This window comes from Limnobacter litoralis (assembly GCF_030160455.1).
GTDB classification, from domain to species: Bacteria; Pseudomonadota; Gammaproteobacteria; order Burkholderiales; family Burkholderiaceae_B; genus Limnobacter; species Limnobacter litoralis.
Genome location: NZ_BSOJ01000009.1, coordinates 77,264 through 99,758, shown reverse-complemented (window position 1 = coordinate 99,758; position 22,495 = coordinate 77,264). Strand labels below are relative to the sequence as shown.

General features: G+C 53.1%; 20 protein-coding genes and 1 tRNA gene. 8 read left to right on the top strand and 13 right to left on the bottom strand.

Annotated elements, in window-relative coordinates:
- Positions 1-10 precede the first annotated feature (10 nt).
- Both rlmN and ndk read right to left on the bottom strand, forming a co-directional pair.
- Positions 11-1,174, bottom strand: coding sequence for a dual-specificity RNA methyltransferase RlmN (rlmN, locus tag QQJ87_RS04630; RefSeq protein ID WP_284280258.1), 1,164 nt, complete (start codon positions 1,172-1,174; stop codon positions 11-13).
- A 141-nt stretch (positions 1,175-1,315) separates the two neighbouring features.
- The gene (ndk, locus tag QQJ87_RS04625; RefSeq protein ID WP_284280257.1) at positions 1,316-1,741 is read right to left on the bottom strand and encodes a nucleoside-diphosphate kinase; all 426 of its coding nucleotides are present in this window, start codon (positions 1,739-1,741) and stop codon (positions 1,316-1,318) included.
- 218 nt (positions 1,742-1,959) lie between these two features.
- Between ndk and QQJ87_RS04620 the strand changes: the two genes are divergently transcribed.
- Positions 1,960-2,667 carry a Bax inhibitor-1/YccA family membrane protein gene (locus QQJ87_RS04620; protein WP_284280256.1) on the top strand — a complete coding sequence of 236 codons (708 nt, stop codon included), beginning with the start codon at positions 1,960-1,962 and terminating at the stop codon, positions 2,665-2,667.
- A gap of 177 nt (positions 2,668-2,844) precedes the next feature.
- Here the strand turns inward: QQJ87_RS04620 and rlmD are convergent, their stop codons facing one another.
- The 5 genes from rlmD to yaaA are packed head-to-tail and all read right to left on the bottom strand — an operon-like array spanning position 2,845 to position 7,344.
- Positions 2,845-4,206 (bottom strand): 23S rRNA (uracil(1939)-C(5))-methyltransferase RlmD, encoded by a 1,362-nt coding sequence (gene rlmD, locus QQJ87_RS04615; protein WP_284280255.1) that lies wholly within the window; start codon positions 4,204-4,206, stop codon positions 2,845-2,847.
- A gap of 5 nt (positions 4,207-4,211) precedes the next feature.
- Positions 4,212-5,048 carry a peptidoglycan DD-metalloendopeptidase family protein gene (locus QQJ87_RS04610; protein WP_284280254.1) on the bottom strand — a complete coding sequence of 279 codons (837 nt, stop codon included), beginning with the start codon at positions 5,046-5,048 and terminating at the stop codon, positions 4,212-4,214.
- Positions 5,049-5,064: 16 nt separating this feature from the next.
- Positions 5,065-5,802 carry a protein-L-isoaspartate(D-aspartate) O-methyltransferase gene (locus tag QQJ87_RS04605; protein WP_284280253.1) on the bottom strand — a complete coding sequence of 246 codons (738 nt, stop codon included), beginning with the start codon at positions 5,800-5,802 and terminating at the stop codon, positions 5,065-5,067.
- Entirely contained in the window at positions 5,795-6,559 is a 765-nt protein-coding gene (gene surE / locus QQJ87_RS04600) for a 5'/3'-nucleotidase SurE (protein WP_284280390.1), read from the bottom strand. Before surE ends, QQJ87_RS04605 begins: the two co-directional genes overlap by 8 nt.
- A gap of 5 nt (positions 6,560-6,564) precedes the next feature.
- A complete protein-coding gene (gene yaaA, locus QQJ87_RS04595; RefSeq protein WP_284280252.1) occupies positions 6,565-7,344 on the bottom strand; it encodes a peroxide stress protein YaaA in 780 nt (259 codons plus the stop codon).
- A 268-nt stretch (positions 7,345-7,612) separates the two neighbouring features.
- On the opposite strand from yaaA, the gene lexA reads away from it, so the two are divergent.
- From lexA to QQJ87_RS04575, 4 genes are read left to right on the top strand one after another with little or no spacing between them, the layout of a single operon-like run.
- Positions 7,613-8,263: a transcriptional repressor LexA gene (lexA, locus tag QQJ87_RS04590; protein ID WP_284280250.1), complete on the top strand. Its 651-nt coding sequence runs from the start codon at positions 7,613-7,615 to the stop codon at positions 8,261-8,263.
- A 22-nt stretch (positions 8,264-8,285) separates the two neighbouring features.
- Entirely contained in the window at positions 8,286-9,035 is a 750-nt protein-coding gene (gene imuA, locus QQJ87_RS04585; RefSeq protein WP_284280249.1) for a translesion DNA synthesis-associated protein ImuA, read from the top strand.
- Positions 8,995-10,362 (top strand): Y-family DNA polymerase, encoded by a 1,368-nt coding sequence (locus QQJ87_RS04580; protein ID WP_284280248.1) that lies wholly within the window; start codon positions 8,995-8,997, stop codon positions 10,360-10,362. The genes imuA and QQJ87_RS04580 overlap by 41 nt, the downstream gene beginning before the upstream one ends.
- Positions 10,346-13,465 carry an error-prone DNA polymerase gene (locus QQJ87_RS04575; protein WP_284280247.1) on the top strand — a complete coding sequence of 1,040 codons (3,120 nt, stop codon included), beginning with the start codon at positions 10,346-10,348 and terminating at the stop codon, positions 13,463-13,465. The genes QQJ87_RS04580 and QQJ87_RS04575 overlap by 17 nt, the downstream gene beginning before the upstream one ends.
- 8 nt (positions 13,466-13,473) lie before the next feature.
- Here QQJ87_RS04575 and QQJ87_RS04570 read toward each other — a convergent pair whose 3' ends face one another.
- Positions 13,474-15,435: a DNA topoisomerase IV subunit B gene (locus QQJ87_RS04570; protein ID WP_284280246.1), complete on the bottom strand. Its 1,962-nt coding sequence runs from the start codon at positions 15,433-15,435 to the stop codon at positions 13,474-13,476.
- A 299-nt stretch (positions 15,436-15,734) separates the two neighbouring features.
- Here QQJ87_RS04570 and QQJ87_RS04565 point away from each other — a divergent pair, with 299 nt between their 5' ends.
- Complete coding sequence (locus tag QQJ87_RS04565) at positions 15,735-16,310, top strand: RNA polymerase sigma factor (protein WP_284280245.1); 576 nt, start codon at positions 15,735-15,737, stop codon at positions 16,308-16,310.
- 4 nt (positions 16,311-16,314) lie between these two features.
- Positions 16,315-16,740 carry a hypothetical protein gene (locus QQJ87_RS04560; protein WP_284280244.1) on the top strand — a complete coding sequence of 142 codons (426 nt, stop codon included), beginning with the start codon at positions 16,315-16,317 and terminating at the stop codon, positions 16,738-16,740.
- 13 nt (positions 16,741-16,753) lie between these two features.
- On the opposite strand, the gene QQJ87_RS04555 is transcribed toward QQJ87_RS04560, so the two are convergent.
- The 4 genes from QQJ87_RS04555 to QQJ87_RS04540 all read right to left on the bottom strand — a co-directional run bounded on the left by QQJ87_RS04555 (position 16,754) and on the right by QQJ87_RS04540 (position 19,347).
- Complete coding sequence (locus tag QQJ87_RS04555; RefSeq protein WP_284280243.1) at positions 16,754-17,059, bottom strand: hypothetical protein; 306 nt, start codon at positions 17,057-17,059, stop codon at positions 16,754-16,756.
- A complete protein-coding gene (locus tag QQJ87_RS04550) occupies positions 17,060-17,218 on the bottom strand; it encodes a hypothetical protein (RefSeq protein WP_284280242.1) in 159 nt (52 codons plus the stop codon).
- A 43-nt stretch (positions 17,219-17,261) separates the two neighbouring features.
- On the bottom strand, positions 17,262-18,644 hold the full coding sequence (locus QQJ87_RS04545) for a sigma 54-interacting transcriptional regulator (protein WP_284280241.1): 1,383 nt from the start codon (positions 18,642-18,644) through the stop codon (positions 17,262-17,264).
- 112 nt (positions 18,645-18,756) lie between these two features.
- Entirely contained in the window at positions 18,757-19,347 is a 591-nt protein-coding gene (locus tag QQJ87_RS04540) for an RNA polymerase sigma factor (RefSeq protein ID WP_284280240.1), read from the bottom strand.
- 225 nt (positions 19,348-19,572) lie between these two features.
- On the opposite strand from QQJ87_RS04540, the gene QQJ87_RS04535 reads away from it, so the two are divergent.
- Positions 19,573-19,647 (top strand) — tRNA-Arg (locus QQJ87_RS04535).
- Positions 19,648-19,701: 54 nt separating this feature from the next.
- On the opposite strand, the gene QQJ87_RS04530 is transcribed toward QQJ87_RS04535, so the two are convergent.
- Positions 19,702-22,431, bottom strand: coding sequence for a TRAP transporter large permease subunit (locus tag QQJ87_RS04530; protein WP_284280239.1), 2,730 nt, complete (start codon positions 22,429-22,431; stop codon positions 19,702-19,704).
- Between the last annotated feature and the right edge of the window lie 64 nt (positions 22,432-22,495).

The window sequence follows — 22,495 nt, the reverse complement described above, 5'->3', positions numbered from 1 at the left end:
TCTTAATGACTTACTTCAATCCTGTTTTCAAGACTGACACTGGCACGGTTTTGGCCATGCGCTCTTGCACACGGGTGCGGTCCATCACTTCACCGGCCAATTGTCCGCAGGCGGCGTCGATGTCGTCGCCCCGCGTTTTACGAACTGTTGTCACCACACCCGCTTCAGCAAGGATGTCAACAAACGCTGCGATGACCGGCTGGGTTGACTTCAACAAGCCAGATTCTGGAAATGGATTGAATGGAATCAGGTTGAACTTGCAAGGCACACGCTTTGAAATCTCAACCAATTCACGCGCGTGTTCAGGCTTGTCGTTCACCCCTTTCAGCATCACATATTCAAACGTGATGAAATCCCTTGGTGCAAATTTCAGATACCGCAGACAGGCATCCAGCAAATCGCTCAAGGGATACTTCTTGTTCAAAGGCACCAGGTGGTCTCGCAACGCGTCATTGGGTGCATGCAGGGAGACAGCCAACGCCACCGGGCAGTCCTGAGACAGCCTATCCATGAAGGGCACCACCCCAGACGTTGACACTGTTACGCGCCTGCGGGAAAGCCCATAAGCCGCATCATCAAGCATCAGCTGCAAAGCGGGCACCAGGGCGTCGTAGTTCAGCAACGGTTCGCCCATGCCCATCATCACTACGTTTGTAACGGCGCGCTCTTGTTGCTCGGCACGCTTGTGGGTGTCCTTCAGCAACACATTGGCCTGCCACAATTGGGCAACAATTTCAGAGCTGGTCAGATTGCGGGAAAAGCCCTGCTTTCCGGTTGAACAAAAACGGCAGTTGACTGCACAGCCCGCCTGCGAGCTTACGCAGAGGGTGCCACGACGCGCTTCGGGAATGAACACTGTTTCAACGGCATTGCCATTGCCAACATCAAACAACCACTTGCGAGTGCCATCGCGAGACTGATGATCGGAGACGATGGCCGGTGCCTGCACGCAGGCCTTTTCCTTAAGGCTTGCGCGGAAGGACTTCGCGAGATCGGTCATCTCATCGAAGCTGGAAACACCTTGCTGGTGCACCCACTTGGAAAGCTGTTTGGCCCTGAAAGCTTTTTCGCCATGGCCGGCACACCACTGAACGAGTTGCGGCACAGACATACCCAACAGGTTTTGCGGAACAGACAACACTTCGGTGACTGCGGAAGCTGAACTCAAACTCATTAAAATTTCTTTTTAACTCAGTTGCTTAGAACTGGAAGTATACATTAAGACTGAATTGGACACACACAAAACGCAAAGGGACGCCCTAGGGCGCCCCTTTTACACGGCTGATTGCGATTCCGAAGAAACGCTTCAGATGAATCAGCGTGCAAACACCTGTGAAGAGCGGAAGAAATAGGCGATTTCAACAGCTGCTGTTTCAGGGGCGTCTGAACCGTGAACGGCATTGGCGTCGATGCTGTCGGCGAAGTCAGCACGAATGGTGCCGGCTGCAGCTTCTTTGGGGTTTGTGGCGCCCATCAGTTCGCGATTCTTGGCAATTGCGTTTTCACCTTCCAGAACCTGGATCATCACAGGGCCGGAAATCATGAAATCCACCAGATCCTTGAAGAAAGGACGTGCTTTGTGAACAGCGTAGAAACCTTCTGCTTCAGCGCGAGACAGGTGAGCCATTCTTGCGGCAACCACCTTCAAGCCAGCTGCTTCGAAGCGGCTGTAGATCTGACCGATGACATTTTTTGCAACGGCGTCAGGTTTGATGATTGACAGGGTGCGTTCGATTGCCATTTGTTAACACTCCAAAATAGATTAGGCGAAAGATAACCTGCGATTATAGCGCGTTGGCGTGTAAATTGCATGACAAAATGCCGTGAGCATGCAACGAACATGCCCGCCACCACCGCCAGGCTCTCAAAATGTGAAACTTTGTCAGGTGGGGCTTGATTTGAAACTTTTAGGCCTTAACATAGGTCACAAGAACATTGGTAAACAAGGAGTGATGCACCATGTCGGACTTTAAAACTGTGGAATTTGGTCGTACGCAATCTGGCGGTGTCAGAGCGGTAGACAGCAACCGGGTGTTGAGAAACACCTACTTTCTGCTGGCTTTATCCATGATCCCAACGGCCGTTGGCGCATGGGTTGGTATTGAATACGGTTTCTTCACCCTCTTCGGAAGGAATCCAATTCTGGGCTTCGTGGTCATGCTGGCTGCCATGTTCGGATTTGTGTGGGGTATTCAGCGCAACAAAGACAGCGCACTGGGTGTTTATCTCATGCTGGGCTTTACCTTCTTTATGGGGCTAATGCTCTCAGGCATCCTGTCGATTGCCTTGCGCTTGCCAAACGGCAGTGGAATCATTGCGACCGCTGCTTTGGGCACCGGTGGCATTTTCTTTGGTTTGGCCAGCTACGCAGCAGTCACCAAGCGAGACTTCTCAAACCTGGGCAAATTTTTGTTTATCGGCCTGATGATGGTCATTGTGGCATCCATTGCCAACGTGTTCTTGCAAATGCCAGCACTGCAGATGACCATTTCGACCGTCTGTGTGGGCCTGTTCTCGTTGTTCCTGTTGTTTGACCTGCAACGCGTCATGCGTGGCGGCGAGACCAACTACGTGACCGCCACGCTGGCCATTTATCTCGACCTGTACAACCTGTTTGTAAACCTGTTGCAACTGTTGATGATTTTTGCTGGTGGTGACCGCAGGTGAGCCATGACACGGTGCAACATGGAAAGTGCTTGCACTGTGGAATTTTTGGTAGCACACTGAAATTTCAGTAGTCGGTATCTGTACCGACCGCCCAGTTGGTGGGGCAAAAGCACCAACGCAAACGGGGCCGCAATGGCCCCGTTTTTTATTGCCTTCGAAAATGCATCAAACGGCGCATCAAAAGGTCGTCGTCTGTCGCTCAAGCACCGCAATCGATTCCACATGCCCCGTGTGCGGAAACATGTTCATAACCCCGGCCTTTTTGAGCAAATAGCCGCCCTGACCACATAACACCTCAACATCTCTCGCAAGCGTGGACGGGTTGCAACTGATGTAAACAATTCGGCCCGGCTTGAAATCATCCGCAGCCCCGGCAATGGCTTTGCAGACAGCAAAAGCGCCATCGCGAGGCGGATCGATCAGTACCTTGTCGAATTGCCCCCAAGATTGCCACTCGGGTGTCTCAACCTCGAAAAGATTTCGCACATGAAATTCAGTACAACCGTCCAGGCCGTTCTGGCGCGCGTTGTCTTGCGCCCTTTGAACCAAATCATCGGAGCCTTCGAATGCTTTCACCTTGGCACATCGAGTAGCCAAAGGCAGACTAAAGTTACCAAGACCACAAAAGAGATCAAGCACCCTGTCCTGGGGTTGAGGATCCAGAAGGTTGACCGCCCTGTACACCATGGAATCGTTGATTTGATGATTGACTTGGGTAAAGTCGGTGGGTAGAAAGTGCATTTTGATGCCAAAACTGGGAATCAAAAAATACAGGGGGGCGGGTTTCTCCGCTTGCAAGCGATGAATGCTGTCAATTCCGCCGGGCTGCAGCCACCAATCAATGCCATGCTGATTGCCGAATTGACGCAGGGCCTGAAGATCATTGTCAGACAGGGGTTCAAGATGCCGTAGGACCATGGCGGTTGTCTCGTGCCCCACTGCCAGTTCGATCTGGGCGATGTGATCGCGCGCATTCATGCCACTGATCAGAACCTTCAATGCAGAAATCAGATCGGACACATGTTTTGGCAAAATCTCGCATTGATCCATGGGTACCACGAACGACGAATGCTTTTCGTGAAAACCCACCATCATTTCATTGCGCTTGAACACGTAACGGCAGCTCAGCCGTGCGCGATGTCGATAGTGCCAGATGGGCCCATACATCGGCGGCAGAACAACCTCAGGCCTGGTTTTGCCAATTCTTGACAGCAAGTCTTCAAGCGCCCGGGCTTTGGTGGCCACTTGCACTCCGATGTCCATGTGCTGCATGGAACACCCTCCGCAAGCCTGATAGTGGGGGCAACGCGGTTCTACACGGCTTGACGCCGCCTTCAAGACTTCCAGCGTTGTTGCCCTGGCGTAACGCACCTTGTCTTTGGTGACTTCAGCAACCACGCGCTCACCGGTAAGGGCTCCTTCCACAAAAAACACTTTGCCCTCGTGGTGAGCGATCCCGCTGCCTTCAAAGTCCAGCGATTCAATGTCCAGCGTCAATCGAACCGGCTGGCGCGGTTTGCGGTTTTTCGAACGTCCCATGCCAATTACCGTGCAGGCAAATAATCCATGGGATTGACGGGTTTGCCCTGCTTGCGCACTTCAAAATGCAGCATGGGTTTGTCTGTGTCAGACTGCCCTGCCTCCGCAATTTTCTGACCTTTCTTGACGGAATCGCCCTCTTTCACCAACAAGGTTTTATTGTGTGCGTAGGCCGTCAACAAATTGCCTTCGTGCTTGATGATGATCAAATTGCCATACCCTCGCAGTGCATTGCCGGAATACACCACCTTGCCCCCCAAAGACGCAACGACTGGGTCACCCACTTTCACGGCCAGGTCTACGCCCTTGTTGACTCCGGGTTTGTAGGTCTGAATGATTTTGCCGTCGCTGGGCCAGATAAAACCATAAGAAGCGTTGGCCGGAGCGGGCGGCTCGGACTTGGCGGTTTGATCGGGCACGGGCACAGGCTTGGATGCGCCGGGCTGGGCGTCGATTGGTTTGGCGACAGAAGGCGGCACCACCGGGGTCACGACAACACCCGATGCATTGTCAGTGGGAGTTGCGGTCGCGTTGCCTGTGGACGAGGCCACGGGCGCGTTGCCACCCACACCCTGCACAAGCAACTTCTGACCAATCGAAATCTTGTTGGGGTCGCTCAGGCCGTTGGCCTTGGCCAGATCTTTCCAGTCCAGGCCGAAATCAAGGGCAATGCTGTACAAGGTGTCACCGGGCTTGACTGTGTAATAACCGTCAGGGCTCACCGATGAATCAAGAGAGCGCGAGGGCAAACGATCCACAACCGGGGCATGATTGGTTGAGGCACAAGATGCCAGCATCAGCAAACTCGCCAACACAAGTCCCATGCGTGCTTTTTTAGTCAATGCTTTATCTCCGTTTTCAATTTGAAATTCCTTGGACCAACGGTACGAACTTCACAAGGTCCCTGTTTTCACGATGCCATTTGTTTTCCGCCTGGCGATCAACGGTGACCAGAACCTGCTGGCGCTGATCAGCCACGGGCACGATCAATCGACCACCAATTTTAAGCTGCTTGAGCAAGGCGCTGGGAATCTCCAGACCTGCGGCTGCAACAACGATGACGTCGAACGGTGCGAACTCTGGCAGACCGGCCAGACCATCACCATGCACCACTTTGACCTTGGTGTAGCCCGCTTGTTTCAGGTTTTTTCGGGCTTTTTGGTAAAGACCTTCAATCCGTTCAATACTGGCAAGCCTATCGCAAAACTCAGCGAACACGGCCGCCTGATAACCACAACCTGCGCCCACCTCCAGCACATTGCCCAATCTTGTCTTGCCATTGAGCGCATATTCGGCAAAGCGGGCCACTGTGAATGGCCGGGAAATGGTCTGTTGATGCCCAATCGGCAAAGCGGCGTCTTCATAGGCACGCGAGGCAAAAGCTTCGTCTACAAACTGGTGACGCGGCACTTTGCCGATCACATCCAGAACCGGCTGGGTTGCAATACCCTGCGCCTTTAACTTTTGAACCAAGGCTGCACGCGTGCGCTCCGAGGTCAGGCCCAAACCACCCATCCGCTCAGGCAAGCGATCCACTTTGCGCGCAGATTGCGGCATCAGAACGGGTGCGGGCCTGAACCTGGGTTTGTCATTCATGAGATTTCAACCACGCCGCCAGCGCGTCCAGCTCATCGGTCTGGGTTAAATCGGCTTTCAATGCGCTGACCGAAATGCGCCCCTGCCGCACTGCATGGAAGTCAGTTCCAGGGCCAGCGTCTTTGGCTTCACCAGGGGGGCCGATCCAATACACGGTGTCGCCCTTCGGTGTCGTCGCCGGTACAACCGGTTCGGCATGATGGCGTTTGCCAAGCCGGGTTGCCTCGTAGCCCAGCATGTCGTCGTAGGCAATGGGTGGAATGTTGACATTGAGCAGGCAATGACCAAAGGCGGCCATGTTGTCGATGAAACGCTCCACAAACTCTGCGCTCACCCTGGCTGCAGATTCAAGATTGGCATAGCCCTTGCCGGCCAGGGAAAAAGCGATGGCCGGCAGGCCGCACTGAAAACCTTCCATGGCTGCGGCCACAGTGCCTGAGTAGATGGTGTCATCGCCCATGTTCGCGCCATTGTTGATGCCGGACAAAACCAGATCGGGGCGCTGCTCAAGCAAACCGGTGACGGCCACATGCACGCAGTCTGTGGGTGTGCCATTGACATAGCGAAAGCCATTGGTGGCGGTTCTGACCGTCAACGGGCGATCCAGCGTGAGCGAATTGGATGCGCCAGAACGGTCTTGCTCGGGCGCCATGACGTCGATGTGCAAGCGATCACCCAGGCGATCCAGCAAAGCGGCATGAAGCGCCAATATGCCGGGGGCGCTGTAGCCATCGTCGTTGCTGATTAATATCCGCAGTGGTTTCATGAAATGGAAGGATCCTTGCGACGGAATACCCAAACGTCAGCTGAGGAGGCCTGCGAATCATAGCCATAACCTGCAACGTCGAATTGCTTGAGCTTTTCGGGTTCAGTAATGCGGTGGTCAATGATGTAGCGTGCCATCATGCCACGGGCCTTTTTTGCGAAAAAACTGATGACCTTGTATTGGCCATTTTTGAAATCCTGGAAAACAGGTTGAATAACGCGCGCTTTCAAAGATTTGAGATCAACCGACTTGAAATATTCGTCAGAGGCCAGGTTAACAAGCACAGCCCGGTTGCCCTTTAACTCTTTGTTCAAAGCGGGTGCAATGTGGGGCTTCCAATAGGCGTAAAGGTCTTTTCCGGCGGGGTTGGAGAGCTTTGTGCCCATTTCAAGGCGATAAGGCTGCATGAGGTCCAGAGGGCGCAAAACACCATACAAGCCAGACAACATGCGAATGTGTTGCTGTGCAAATTCAATGTCGCTCTCACTGAGCGTTTTTGCATCGAGTCCGTCGTACACATCGCCGTTGAAAGCCAGAAGCGCCTGCTTGGATTGTGATTTTGGAAACTTGGGCGACCACTGCTCGAACCGTGCCGCATTCAAAGTGCCCAGTGCGTCAGAGATGGACATCAAAGACGACAGATCGGCAGGCGACATGGGGCGCAAAATATCAACAAGGGCCTCGCTTTGCGGTACGAAAGCAGGTTTTGTCGACTTGGAAATGTGTGCAGGTGTTTCAAAATCCAGCGATTTGGCTGGCGACAGGACGACAAGCATGGACATATCTTGAATCACGGAGAATCACTACGGCTGTCATTATCGCAGGATATGCGGCCGGGTTTGAATCAACACGCAAGAAATCGCAGGTTGGCCGCGGATGCGACTTTGTCGCTCCGCTTCTGGCCAGTCTCCCGGGCCCTGTCTCTCCCTTAGAGTTCTCAATTGATACTGCTGAACCATCCATTTGGATTCAAGGCAAAGAAGGACTTGGCAAATCCGCCAATTACTGGATACAATCACAGCATATCAATTACAGGTTATCCCCATGAAAGGTCTCACCGCCCGTCAACAGCAAATTCTTGATCTGATCCGTGAACAAATCGCCAATGCCGGGCGCCCACCCACCCGTGCCGAGATTGCGCGCGAGTTGGGTTTCAAATCGGCCAATGCAGCAGAAGATCACCTGCAAGCCCTGGCGAAAAAGAATGTCATCGCGCTCGATGCAAGCACATCACGCGGCATCCGTTTGCTGGGTGAATACGCTGAAGGTCTTGAAGACCTGGGCTCGCGCATGCTGGAAAACATCATGCAATTGCCGATTATTGGCCGGGTTGCTGCAGGCAATCCCATTCTGGCGCAGGAACATGTCGAAAAACACATTCCGGTCGATCCCGATCTCTTTGGTGAAAAGCCCGACTATCTGCTGAAGGTGAAAGGCATGTCCATGAAAAACATCGGCATTCTGGATGGCGACCTGCTGGCAGTCAAACGCAGCAGTACCGCACGCGCTGGTCAGGTTGTGGTTGCACGGGTCAACGACGAAGTCACGGTGAAACGGTACTTCCAGAAAGGCGCAACGGTCGAACTGCAAGCTGAAAATGAAGACTTTTCGCCCATTGAAGTGGACCTGCGAAAAGACCAGTTCGCCATTGAGGGTCTTGCTGTCGGTCTGATTCGCCAGGGGCAGTTGCACTAACCACTGACCATGTTCTTGCCCTATGAATTTAACCGATTTACATCCTTCATTGTGGCGAGCACATCAGCTCGGTGGCTCTTCAACCCAATGCGTGCCCAGCGGCTTTCCCCCGCTGGACGCACAACTGCCGGGCGGGGGGTGGCCCAGCAGAAACCTGATTGAACTGCTGATCAAGCATCATGGCATCGGAGAACTTCGGTTTCTGATGCCCTGCCTCAGAAGGTTGGCACTGGAGAAAAAGGCCATTGTCTTCATTGCGCCCCCCTTTATTCCGGTTCCCAATGTGTTTGAGCAATACGGGGTCCCCACAGATCGATTGATTCTGATTCAAACACCGAAACCACTGGACAAACTGTGGGCCACTGAACAAATCATTCAAAGTGATTCATTTGGGGCAACAGTGATCTGGCTACCCGAAAAAACAGGGGAGAAAGCCTTGCCGCCAAACAGCCTGCGCAGGCTTCAATACCATGCTTCACGCACGTCTGGCCTTAGCTTTGTATTTCGCCCGTCGGTGGCCCAACACAATCCTTCGCCAGCCACCTTGAGACTTGTTCTGACTGCGCACAGTCCGGAATCACTGCGAATACAGTTGCTAAAGCGCCGTGGGCCGGTGTTTGATGATCCGATTTACATCGATCTTCCCTCTCCGCGCGCAGCGTTGCCCGGTCTGTTCAGCATGCCTCCTGAGGCCACGGAATTCAATTCACCCAGTTCACCGGAGCGAGAGCATGCAATGGATCGCCGTGAGCATGGCCTGCAAGGCCTCTGAATCACCCACACTGACCGCGACACAATCGGTTTTGCTTGAACTTGCATTGAAATACACACCCATGGCAAACGTGTGGCAAAGCCAGCATTGTGATGCCGCTCAAACGCTGCACAAGGGTGTGCTGCTTGAAGTGCGATCAAGTCATCGTCTATTTGGCGGCGAACAACAACTGCTGACCCTGATCTGGCATGACATGCAGACCGAGGCTGTTCGCCTCGATCAGTCGATTCAATTGGGGCTTTACAGCAACCCGGTGGCCGCCTGCTGGTTGGCAAAAGCTGCGCCTGCCCGCAGTTGCAGTTCATTCGTGAACATGCGCGACCTGCAAACAGGCAGTCTGGACACATTGCCGCTGTGGGTGCTTGACACCACAGCCAGCAGCATCGACACGCTGATGAAGTGCGGGTTCAACACCCTGGGCGAACTGCGGCAAATTCCACGCGACGCCTTCATCACCCGATTCGGAAAAGCTTGCCTGAATACACTGGATGAAGGATATGGACTTTCCCATTCCCACGTTCCTGCGCATCGCCCTGTCGCTGAATTCAATCTTGAACGTGAATTGCCCTTTCATTCAAACAGGGCAGATCTTATTCACGCGCACTGCAACGAGCTCTTTCATGCACTTGAAAACTGGTTAAAGCAACACAAGGCCGCATGCAATTGCATTGAGCTCGAATTTTCCTCGGGTTACGACTTTCATCAAACCATTGAACTGCGATCCGCACAGGCGAACGACCAAGCCAGTATGTGGGCCAAATTGCTTGAACACCGCCTGCATCGCTTACAGTTCAAAGACGACGTCAGTTCGGTTCGTTTGCGCTGCACACGCACTGTGGCGCTGAGCAATCAAAACCTGACATTGCTGCCTGACCCAGGTAGCCAAACGGTGCAGTGGAATGCTGTGTGCAGTCAGCTTCAGGCCCGGCTTGGCGACGACGTCGTGCAAATACCCGTCACGCAGGCAGACCCCAGACCTGAACACGGCTTCCAATACACCCACACACCGGCAAAAGCCCGCTCCAAATCAAATGACAAGCGCTTTTCAATGGGTTTTCATGCAGACCACACGGCTTTGCAAAGCAGCACGCCAAGACCGCTTTGGCTGCTCGAAACGCCCCAGCGTCTGTCGCTTAACGGCAATGACAAGCCCAGCGACTGGCAAATCCTCAGTGGCCCTGAGCGCATTGCCTTTGCCTGGTGGAGTGACAGCGCCTGTCAGCGCGACTACTACCGTGCAATCAACAGCGAGAAACGACAGGCCTGGATTTACCACGACCTGAATGATCCCCACACTGCCTGGTTCCTGCATGGATACTTTGCCTGAACAGGGCTTTGCCGAACTGCTGGCAATGAGCCATTTCAGTTTTTTGAAATCAGCCACAGCCCCCGAGGAACTGGTTGAGCAGGCTGCAAAGTTGGGCTATCGGGCCATTGCCATCACCGATGAATGCTCACTCGCGGGTGTTGTACGGGCTCATCAGGCAGCAAAACAACATCCCATCAAACTGATTGTGGGTGCCCAGTTCAGGTTTGCCAGAACATGCACTTTTGCCGGACAGCGCATTGCCATGCTGGCCAAAAACAGGCAAGGCTACAGCCAACTGTGCAGACTGATTACCCACGCCAGACGACGCGCCGACAAAGGCGATTACCTGTTCACCCGGGAAGACTTGCAGCAAGACACCAGCGAGCTGCTTGTTTTGCTTTGCCCGGACGAAGCCCACAAGACGGGTTTTCCGGAGCTGCTACAGTGGTGCAAGGCAAAGCATCCCCAAGACCTGGCAATGGCCTTTACCAACACCCTGTCAGGCTACGATCAAGCGTGGCTACATTGGCTGCAAGGCCTTTCAAGCTTGTACGGTGTCACGTTGTTTGCCAGCAGCCAGCCACTGATGAGCACCGAAGACCAAAAGCCCTTGCTGGACTTGTTGACAGCGATTGATTTGAACCAAAGCCTGGATGACGCAAAAGACAAATTGCTGGCAAACGCCGAACGGCGACTGCACAGCCAGACTGTGTTGGCCACGCGTTACCCCTCCACTCTGCTGAACAATGCATTGGAACTGGCCCAGCGGTGTGTGTTCTCAATGGATGAGTTGCGCTACCAGTACCCGCGTGAAATCGCCCCCACAGGCGTCAGCCCCATGCAATACCTGCGACAACTGGCCTGGGAAGGTGCCTACAGACGTTTTCAGTCGCCCTTGCCCGAAAAAATCATCCAGCAACTTGAACACGAACTGGCTCTGATTGAAGATCTTGAATATGAGCCCTACTTCCTGACTGTGTATGACATTGTCCGTTTTGCACGCACCCAGGGGATCTTGTGTCAGGGGCGAGGTTCAGCAGCCAACTCCACCGTTTGTTACTGCCTGGGTATTACCGAAGTAGACCCCAACCGGATGGCCATGCTGTTTGAGCGCTTCATCAGCAAGGAACGCAATGAACCTCCAGACATCGACGTGGACTTTGAACACCACCGCCGAGAGGAGGTCATCCAGTACATCTATGAAAAATACGGCAGACACAGAGCTGCACTGGTTGCCAGCGTGGTGGTGTATCGCCCGCGATCAGCCATACGGGATGCCGGAAAAGCCCTGGGGCTGCCCGCTGAGTTGATTGATCAACTGGCCAAATCGCAAGATGGCGGCTACAGCCGTCACCTCGACACGGAACACGCCAAACAGGCTGGCATACCCACGGACGAACCCGCGGTGGCGCGCTGCCTGTATTTTGCTGAGCAACTGCTTGGTTACCCGCGACATCTGTCCCAACACACCGGCGGGTTTGTGATTGCACGCGACACACTTGAAGAACTGGTGCCCGTGGAAAATGCATCCATGGCCGATCGGAGCGTCATTCAATGGGACAAAGACGACCTTGAAACCATGGGGCTGCTTAAGGTCGACGTACTGGCGCTGGGCATGCTCACCGCCGTACAGAACACCTTGAACGCGCTTGCAGTCAAGAAAGAGGCGCCCCGTAGCCTGCAAGACATCCCCGCGGAAGACCCTGAAACCTACGCGATGATTTCAGCAGCCGACACCGTCGGCCTGTTTCAAGTGGAGAGCCGGGCGCAAATGAGCATGTTGCCCCGCTTGCGCCCGGCCTGCTACTACGATCTTGTGGTTCAAGTGGCCATCGTAAGGCCTGGCCCCATTCAAGGCGGCATGGTTCACCCCTACCTGCTGAGAAGACAAGGCATTGCCCCGGTCAGCTACCCATCCGAGGCGCTCAAACAGGCACTCGGGCGCACCTTGGGCGTTCCCATTTTTCAAGAACAGGTGATGCAGATCGCCATTCTGGCTGCGGGGTTCAGCCCCGGTGAAGCAGACCAGCTTAGGCGCTCCATGGCAGCCTGGAAGCGCAAAGGGGGCCTGCAACATTTTTACGACCGTGTGGTAGGCGGTATGGTGCAGCGCGGATACGACCCAGAGTTCGCAAAGGGAATATTCCGGCAAATTGAGGGTTTTGGTGAATACGGGTTTCCTGAAAGCCACGCCGCCAGCTTTGCATTGATTGTCTATGTGTCAGCCTGGCTGAAACGGCATCACCCGGATGCTTACCTGTGTGGTTTGCTCAATGCGCAACCCATGGGCTTTTACCAACCCGCCCAATTGATACAGGATGCTCGACGCCACGGCGTACAGGTTGAACCGATCGATTTGCACCACAGCGGCTGGCAAACCACCCTGGAACAAACCACTCACCAAAACGGTTTGCACCGGGTCCGATTGGGGTTTCATCTGGTTCAGGGCCTGTCGGCAAATGGCGCCCATCGACTGCTGGAAAGCAGAAAGAATGGCGAATTTACCTCGGTGGAAGACCTGGCCAAACGTGCCACGTTGAGCAAGCAAGACCTTCAAGCGTTGGCCGACGCCAATGCCTTGGCCTGCATCACAGGCAACCGGAAGCAAGCCTTGTGGGCCACCACCGGGCTGAACACCGTGCATGGGGACCTGCTGACCGAAACGCGTCGGGAAGAAAGTGACGTCACGCTGAAGGCCCCCAGCCAGTTTGAAGAAATGGTTGCAGACTATCGCAGCTGGGGGGCCAGCTTGAACCATCATCCGATTGCATTTCTGCGGGACCAGCTGAAAGCCGCGCGAATTGAACCTGCGCATGTGCTGAAAACATACCCTGACAGGCGCTTGGCAAGGGCATGCGGCTTGGTCACACATCGCCAAAGGCCCGCCACTGCCAAAGGCACCGTGTTTTTAACCCTGGAAGATGAAAGCGGCTCAATCAACGTGATCGTCTGGAATACGCTGGCAGAGGCCCAACGCCAAACCCTGCGCAATGCAGCCGTCATGGGGGTATTCGGTGTGTGGCAAAACCAGAACGGGGTGTGCAGCCTGCTTGCCAAAAAGCTGGTGGACTACACCCCGTTGCTCAATGAACTCAAATTAAAATCCAGAGACTTTCACTGAGCAGGCAATCAAATGTCGACCTCAACCAGATTGCCCTTTTCCTCCAGCCAACTGCGTCGGGATGCACTTTCATTACGTCCCATCAGCATGTGCATCATGGCATTGGTCTGATCAAGATCCATCGAACCCAAAGTCACCGGCAGCAGTCGACGGGTGTCCGGGTTCAAGGTCGTTTCCCAGAGCTGCTCGGCATTCATTTCGCCCAGGCCTTTGAATCGGGACACTTTCAAAGCGGCTTCCTTGATGTTCTCTTTGGCGAGCTTGTCCTGAACAGCAGCCAGCTCAGCCTCATCCAGACAGTAAATTTTGCGGGCAGGCCGCTTGCCCTGGGCTGGCACATCCACCCTGAACAAGGGTGGTCGAGCCACATAAACATTCTGATTGCGAATCAACGCGGGGAAATGCTTGAAAAACAAGGTCAACAACAGCACTTGAATGTGCGAACCGTCAACGTCGGCGTCTGAAAGAATGCAGATCTTGCCATAACGCAATCCACTGAGATCCGGCTGGTCGTCAGCCCCATGGGGGTCTACCCCAATGGCCACCGCAATGTCGTGAATCTCCTGATTGCCGAACAGCCGGTCCTTGTCGGTCTCCCAGGCGTTCAAGACCTTCCCACGCAGGGGCAACACCGCCTGAAACTCTTTGTCACGCCCCATTTTGGCAGATCCACCCGCAGAATCGCCCTCCACCAAAAACACTTCATTCAAGGCGATGTCTGTGCTTTCGCAATCGGTCAACTTGCCGGGCAACACCGCCACTGAAGAGCTTTTTCGCTTTTCGACTTTTTGCGCAGCCCTGGAACGTGCCTGCGCCTGCCGAATGGCCAGCTCCGCAATCTTTTTGGCGTCGTCCACGTGATGATTCAACCACAGTTCAAGGGCAGGCTTGACCAGACTGCTGACCAATTTCACCGCGTCCCGGCTATTCAAACGCTCCTTGATTTGCCCCTGAAACTGGGGGTCCAAAACCTTGGCTGACAGCACGAAATTAGCTCTGGAAAAAATGTCATCTGGCATCAGTTTGATGCCTTTGGGCATCAGGGAGTGCAGTTCACAAAAGGCCTTGACCGCCTGAAAAACAGCATCCCGAAGACCCGCCTCATGGGTACCGCCAGCCGGAGTCGGAATCAGGTTGACGTAACTTTCACGCACGGCGTTGCCTTCAGCCACAAAAGCCAGGGCCCAAGACACACCTTCCCCTTCAGCAAACCCCTCTTCTCTTGAAGGATCAACCACGAGATCACCGGTGAAAGCAGGTGCCACCAACTCGCGCCCGGCAAGCTCCTCGTTCAGAAAACCCAGCAATCCTTCTTCGAAACGCCAACTTTTTTGCTCACCCGTTTTTTCAACTCGAAGTGTGACCTCCACCCCTTTGAGCAACACCGCCTTGCTGCGCAACAACCTTTCCAGCTCGGACAAAGGCAGCACCGGTGAATCAAAATAACTGGCATCAGGCCACACCCGAACCGAGGTACCCTTCTTGCGATCAGAGGAGGTTTGGGGACGAATGACCAGCGGTTCAAGCACATCGCCGCCAGAAAACACGAGGTGCCCAACTTGTTTGTCTCTGTAGGAGGTCACTTCAAGGCGACGCGCAAGTGCATTGGTCACCGACACGCCGACGCCATGCAGTCCACCTGAAAAGCGATAGGCCCCGCCATCGGTCTTGTTGAACTTGCCACCGGCATGCAGACGAGTAAACACAAGCTCTACGACTGGCACCTGCTCCTCTGGGTGCAGTCCGATTGGAATGCCACGCCCCTCGTCCTCAACACCAATGCTGCCGTCCTCATAGAGGGTTACTGCAATCCGGTTTCCAAACCCACCCAGCGCCTCGTCAGCCGCGTTGTCAATCACCTCCTGAATAACATGCAGGGGGCAATCGGTTCGGGTGTACATACCCGGGCGCTGCTTGACTGGCTCAAGTCCTTTGAGAACTCGAATGGATGACTCTTGGTATTGACTCATGTGAGATTTGACTGGTGAGTAAGTGGATTTAAAGCTATCCAATGATAGCAACATACACCCCGGCAATTCCTTCAATGGAACCATTCATCCACAAGATTCCACCCAGCAATGGAGTCTGTGAGGGAAATTCTCTTCGTTATCAGAAACTGGATGTCATGAAAAGCTTTTGCTCCTTGAATCATCCTTTCTGATTACACCAGATGGGCATTTTTATCCGCGTTGCTACTCTATAAAGGTATTCACTTTGCTGCGACTCCATTCCCATGAATCTTCTGGACTGCAACACTAGGGGGGGTGAAATGACACAAGCCCAACCGAAGTTAAAAATCACCTCCGTGAAACGATGTGCGCAAACTGCATCCACATCGATGCGCTCCGATTTTGAATTGCTCATGGCCAAGCAGGAAAAGCGACTCAAAAACTTCATCACCAAACACTTTCGCGATGAAAGTGCTGTCGAGGATCTCTTTCAGCAAACCCTGATTGAGGCCTACTGCAGTTGGGACAACTTCCGAGGCGACTCAAAACGAGAAACCTGGCTGTTTGGCATTGCCCTGAACATCATCCGAAACGTGGCCAGAAGGTCTCCACAATACCGCTTTAACTTCACGACCGATGAATCACTTGAGCTGGAACAGGCTGAAGGTGCAGATCCCATACAGATTTGCATGAAAAATGAATTCAGTGTGTCGCTAGACACCGCCATCGACAAGCTGCCCACCGACTTAAAAGACACACTGATGCTAGTCGTGAAGCACGGCAACTCCTATCAAGAGGCGGCAGATTTACTGGGCATACCAATCGGAACAGTTCGCTCAAGAATTTCAAGGTCTCGAGCTCAACTTAAGTTCATTTACGACATGCACATGGAATAGTCGCGTGACAGCCAGCACCCAACTCAAGTCGCCGCTTCGAGCCATCCTCGAATTCCTGGAACTGGATGCCGACGACAAGGCGCTATTGAATGCCAATCAAGACGCGTATCGAATCACATTTGAACATCACTTCGTCATCGAACTGGTGGAACTACCCGATCAGGCATGCAGGGTGAGCGCTCGCATTTGCTTGATGGGCAAAAGTCTGAGTGCACAAGAAAACCAACTGCTTAAAGCCATGCAATTGTATTGCGAAGTTCAAACAGAAGCGCCAGAAGGCAGCTCACTTTCCGTGTCGGATCATGACGGCTGTCTGCGGCATGTCATTGAAATTGGCCCCTCAGAAACTGCAGAACGCTGCGCGGGGCAATTCCAGAATTTTTTAAACTTCAGCTTTGTGTTCAAGAAAACTTTTTTGGAAAAAAGCTGATCAGAATGAGTGACTAACGACGTTTGTTGATGAACAAATTAAACTGTCGCGTCACTTCCGTACTCCACTGCTTCAGAAGTTCAGCGGGTTTGCCAGAAGCTGACTCAGGTATTGTCTTGTGAATCACCAACTGACCTGGCTTCTGCAACAGCAAGGTTGTGTTTCGCAATGACGAAGATTGCCATCGCATGTCCAGCCACATACGCAGACAGTTGCTCTGGTAATAATCAAGCTGTAACAAGAGGCGCAAACCTGATGAGGGCTGAGGAAGCAACTCAACCCTGAAAACACCAAACGACGGTTCGATGTATTCGGTCATTCAGTGAATTCCCACGTCGAAATTCATTTCGTCGCTTTGAGACTTCAAAGGGGTATTGGGCACCACTCGAAGGGGCTTCATGCGCAGGGCATTCAAGTCCTGACGAAAGCGCTGAAGAATCGACGCCGGATCGGTGGAACCGGAACGTGCACTCGACACTGAATCACCTGGATTTATTTGCATTTTCTTGAATAAAGTGGAGCTAATAACCTTGAGTGTCCAGATACGTCAAAGAGTTCCCCTCACCCTGAGACCCACTGGCTTCGGAGGCGAGCCCTTGCGAATCTTCGATGGGTATACCCAGTCTGCGCAAGCGGTAGTAAAGCGAGTGCAAGGGAATTTTGAGGACTGCACTGGTCTTTTTTGTACATCCATCGCACTGGCGCAAAGTCTGCTCAATGATCATGCGCTCAAATTGGGTCAAACGATCCTTCAGCCCCTCACCTTCAGAGTCCTTTTCGGCACCCCATAAATCCAGGCCGAGGACGAAACGCTGTGCATGGGCCTTTAGTTCCCTTACATTGCCACGCCATGGATGCGCCAGCAATCTATCCCAGTCGGTCGGGACTAAACAAGGTTCTGGAAGTTTGAATGCCTCCGCTGCAAGTTTCAAAAAATGAAGGTAAAGAGGGATCAGATCGTCCAGTCTTTCACGAAGAGCAGGAATGTGAATTTTGGAGATATTGAGCCTGAAATACAGATCTTCACGAAACCTACCCTGACGGATAAGCGATTCAAAATCAACCTTGGTTGACGCAATTACCCGAAAGTCTGAGGTGTAGGGCTTCACCGCACCCAGACGGGTTGCGCCGCGGTACTGAAGTGCGTTCAACAGCTTGGCCTGACAGGCCAACGGCATGCTGTCAATTTCATCCAGGTAAAGGGTACCTTGATGAGCCAGTTCGAGCTTGCCGGCCCGATCCTTCTGTGCACCAGTGAATGCACCAGCGGTGACGCCAAACAATTCCGACTCAAACAACTGTTCGGGCAAGGCCGCGCAATTGACATGTACAAATGCACCTTTCAAGCCTGACTTTTCATGCAGCCACAATGCACACGTGTCTTTACCCACCCCTGTTTCACCCATCAAGATTGTATCAACCGACAGGCCTGCCAGTTTCTTCAGCTGCTCGACCGTCCGACGCATCGCCGACGACTGCACAAAGGGCTCATCCAAAGGATCTGACACCGACTGTGGCATGTCGGTGTCTGAAGCGGTCAGTTGCTTTGCGAAAGGCACAGCACTCTGTAACTTCCGAATGACTTCAACCGCAGCAATGGGATCAGGTGGATTGACAATGGATGCAAAGATGGGAATGTCGTGATAGACGTAGGCGTGCCATGGCTTGTCAATAAAGCGAATAACCTGTCTTCTGGGATCCACACCCAAAGCCTGCAGATGCATGATAAGTCTGCGAATCTGCTGAACGTCGTGATCAATTAATATTTGAGCGCAGCCCAGATTCCTGCTTTTCAGCAAATAATCCAGATCCAATTCCCGAACGTTGGCCTGCATCATGACAGCCGCCGCCACAATGCGACTTTTCAATTCTTCAGAGTGCAGGCACAAAGTGAGATTCATCATTCACGAAGTTCCTGGTTGACCATGTCCTGTTTAATTAACGGTCAAACTCGTGATTGATTCTATCGTTCAATGGAATTAGTCATACCCACCTCGGCGGGTTAACAACCTCAGTTCAAATATCGAAATTAGTGCGCAATAAATCCCTTGCACGAGAAAGACGTGAGCGGATTGTACCGATTGGCAAATTGAGTTCCTCGGCAGCATCCTGATAGGAAAGACCCTCAAGAAAGACCAGATGCACTGCTGCCTGCATCCGTGCGGGCAAATTGCAGATTGCCTCTCTCAGAAGCTCCATCTGCTGGGCACGTTGCAATAGTTCAATGGGCTCATCACACGGCTCAGTCGGTATATTCAGCAACTGCTCTTCAGCGTCATCGACCATCCAGCTGGAATGCGTGTCCCGAGCACGCGCGTTTCGAATCAAATTCATGGCAATCCCGAACAACCAGGTTTCGGGTTTAGACTCGCCCCTAAATCGTTCCCAGCTGCGAAAGGCCGCCATATGGGTCTGTTGAAGCACGTCTTCAACCGACTCGTCTCTTTTCAAATGCTTACGGATGAAGTGGGTCAGTCTGGAGCGTTGGGCAAGAAGAAGCTGTTCCAGAGATTTTAGGCTTTCGATGACTGGCGCATTTGCAAGAGTCTGAAACGAAGATTCGGCCTTGAAGTGGATCTGAATTTTTGCCTGTGTGTGGTCTGTCATGATTCGCCCCTGAGTTAGCGTTGTTGTCTGCCTTACAATGTGCAGACGACGTGCCACCTCGAGAAAAAAAACAAACCATTGATTTATAAAGATCTTTTTGGGCTAACTCCAATATTGAACTTCAATGAATCCGATTAAGGCCAAAAAGCAGTTGTAAAATTTACAAGAGCTAACCCAGGTTAAGAGGCTGATATCCTCGCCTTAAGCGTGTAAACTACGGCCATTCCCGCCGTAGTACAATGGATAGTACAAGCGCCTCCTAAGCGTTAGATGCAGGTTCGATTCCTGCCGGGGGGACCAATAAAAAAACCCCTCGTACCGAGGGGTTTTTTGTTGAGCCTAAGACGTGAAAATTTATTTCACGGCCTCTTCCTTCACGATTTTCCAGCCATCCGCTTCCTTCGCGAAGGTCAACGCTTTTTTCGTGGTGTCGGAGTAGCTGTCTGACTTGTAATGCTGTGTGAAGGTGGCCACAGCCTTGGCTGTCACCCCCTGCACGGTCAAGTCGTCGATAGACACCTCGATGTTGCTTTTCTTCTCGATCTTGGCCTTTCTGTCGGCTTCCCATTTTGCGCGACTCATTCCTTTCGGAACTTCAAAGTTGGGTGAGTAAAAGCCAATGTAGCCATTGAAATCCCGAGAACTCCAGGCTGCTGCCCAATTTCCGACGATGTCTTTGATCACTGACTGAACGTCTTCCTGAGGCGCTACTTTTGGTGCGGCCGCTGGCGCAGCAGGTGCAACTGCAGCCGGGGCTGCCGCAGGCGCAGCAACTGGGGGAGCCACAGGAGCGGGGGCAGGCTCACCAGGTGCTGCGGCTGGCATTGCTGGCTCTGCAGCCGGAGCAGCCAGAGATGCGTCGGTCGCAGCGGCTGGCGCCGTTGGTGCAGCAGCAGGCGTAGACGACGAATCGTCAAATTGCGGGGGATTCAACTGGTCCAGACCGAAGAAATGGCTGACAGGGCGCAATTTGTCCGAGTTTTCGATCAAAAGCTGGCCACCGTAAGTCACAATCAGCAGGCCTGTGAACATCGCCATCACTGGCAAATTCCAACGCTCGTGCCGGTAGTAGAACGACTTGCCCTTGGTTTCCTCATCGGCAATGTCCATCTGCTCCTCACCCACCACCTGGCGGGCCAGCAACTGGTTCAATGCCACGGGTGGCGACAGGTAGCCCAACTCAAAGGCTGTCACCACGATCATCCAGAAGTGCACGGGTTGAATGCCGTTGCTGTAGGCGATCGGTGCAACGGTTGCGGACACCAGAATAACCGCACCAAACGGGTCCATCACCATGCCCACAAACACCAGGAAGAACATGAACATGGTCAGTGCCAGCCAGACGTTTCCGAGGTTTTGCGGAACAAGCTCCATCACGCCGGAACGCTCGATCATACCACCCACGCTGACCGACAAGGCCATCAACATGATCAGCGCACCAATGTGACCAATGGTCTCGTTGGTGGCGCTTCGCACCGCGTGTTCCAAGCCCTGATTCTTCTTCTTTTCAGCCACAGTGTCGCCGCCTACCTTGGTAGGGCCGCCACGCAGCTTGTCGAAGATAATCACAAACAACATGATCACTGGCAACATCACTGGTGCTGTGAACTCGTCCAGCTTGGTGTCAAGCAGGTACTCGTAACCGTACACCACGGCCAGCATAATCACGATGTAAGGAGAAACTGGCACCAATGCGCGAAGCGATTGTGGCAGGGCCTCTTTGACGGTTGCTCGCTCTGTGACACGCGCCTCTGACTTCAGAAGTGCGTAGAACAGGAAGATGGTGGACGTCAAAATAAAGACGAACAGACCCCAGCCATACAGCTCGGTGGTCGTCACCTGCTTGTTCAGCGCGGCAATCACCACGATCAGCAAACAGGGGCGCAACACCACACCCAAAGAACCGGACATGGCGGTGGCAGCCAAGGCAAAGTGACGACGGGCACCGGTGGCCAGCACCTCCCGATAAACCACTGCACCCGCGGCAATCACGAACACACCTGAGGCACCTGTGTATGCGGTGGGTACAGCAGCCGCCAACATGATGATCCAGGTGAACACCTCGGGTGGTAGCTTCCAGGGACGAAGGATGTCCATGAAAAGCGACACCACGCGGGTTTGCTTCAACAGCATACCGGCCCACAGGTACAGCGCCAAGTTCAAGAAAATGCCCGACAATTCAGTAATCTGACCAAAATAAATGGCCAGACCCGCCGTGTAATCTTGCAGAACAAAGTTAATGCCCGCATTCAAAGCCATGAACGCATACAGTGGAATGGACAGCAAACCCATGGCATAACTTCCGCCAGGTTCCGCATTCTTGTTGCCACGCAGCACATCCCGCAAACTGATCAAACTGAGCACGGCAAACAGCAGAATGGTCAGCCAATTCAAGACTGGATGTTCAACCTTGATACCCGAGGCGTACTGGAGTTTCAGGTAATACACGCTGGAGACGAACACCAACAAGTTCGCAGCCAGCATGGCCAGCGAGTACACCTGGAAGTCTTTTTTGGTTCTGGGTGGCCTAAGGTTGATGTGGTGGTACTGCAATGTGGTTGAAACGGCAGCAATAGCAACCATAAGCAACAAAATCAAAGGGCGATTTTCTGTACCAAACCTGAAAATCCCGAAGAATCCGGTCTCAATGCTTCGGTAAAACTTCACACTGGGCGTGATGTGTGTACTTACCCTGTCATACAGGTTGTATCTTTCCTCGCACAGCTTTTGGGCCGCAACCAGAGATTCCCGAATGGCCTGCGGATCGATGGGCGTGTCACCGAACAAGGCGTCCATGTCGGTTTTGGGTGCATTTTTGGCGTCGTCAACCTGCTTTTGAACCAGCGCATCAATGTCAGGATTGCGATCACAGGTCGGCTTGGACGGATCGGCACGCAACAAAAAATATTGAACGTTGTGAGCAGGGTCACCAAACATCCGCTCGCCGAGGCGCAACAGTTGCCCGTGTACCATTTCGCCAGTACCAATGATCAGTGTCAGAAGTAGCAGGGAGAAAATCGGCAGGCTGAAAAGCCACTCCGACGGAGATCGCCCCAGCCATTTTTTATTGGAAGAATTTTGCATGACTTGTCCTTGTCGGTACTAGCGCTGGCTAGATTTTCAATAAAAAAATAATTGCTGCAAAAAA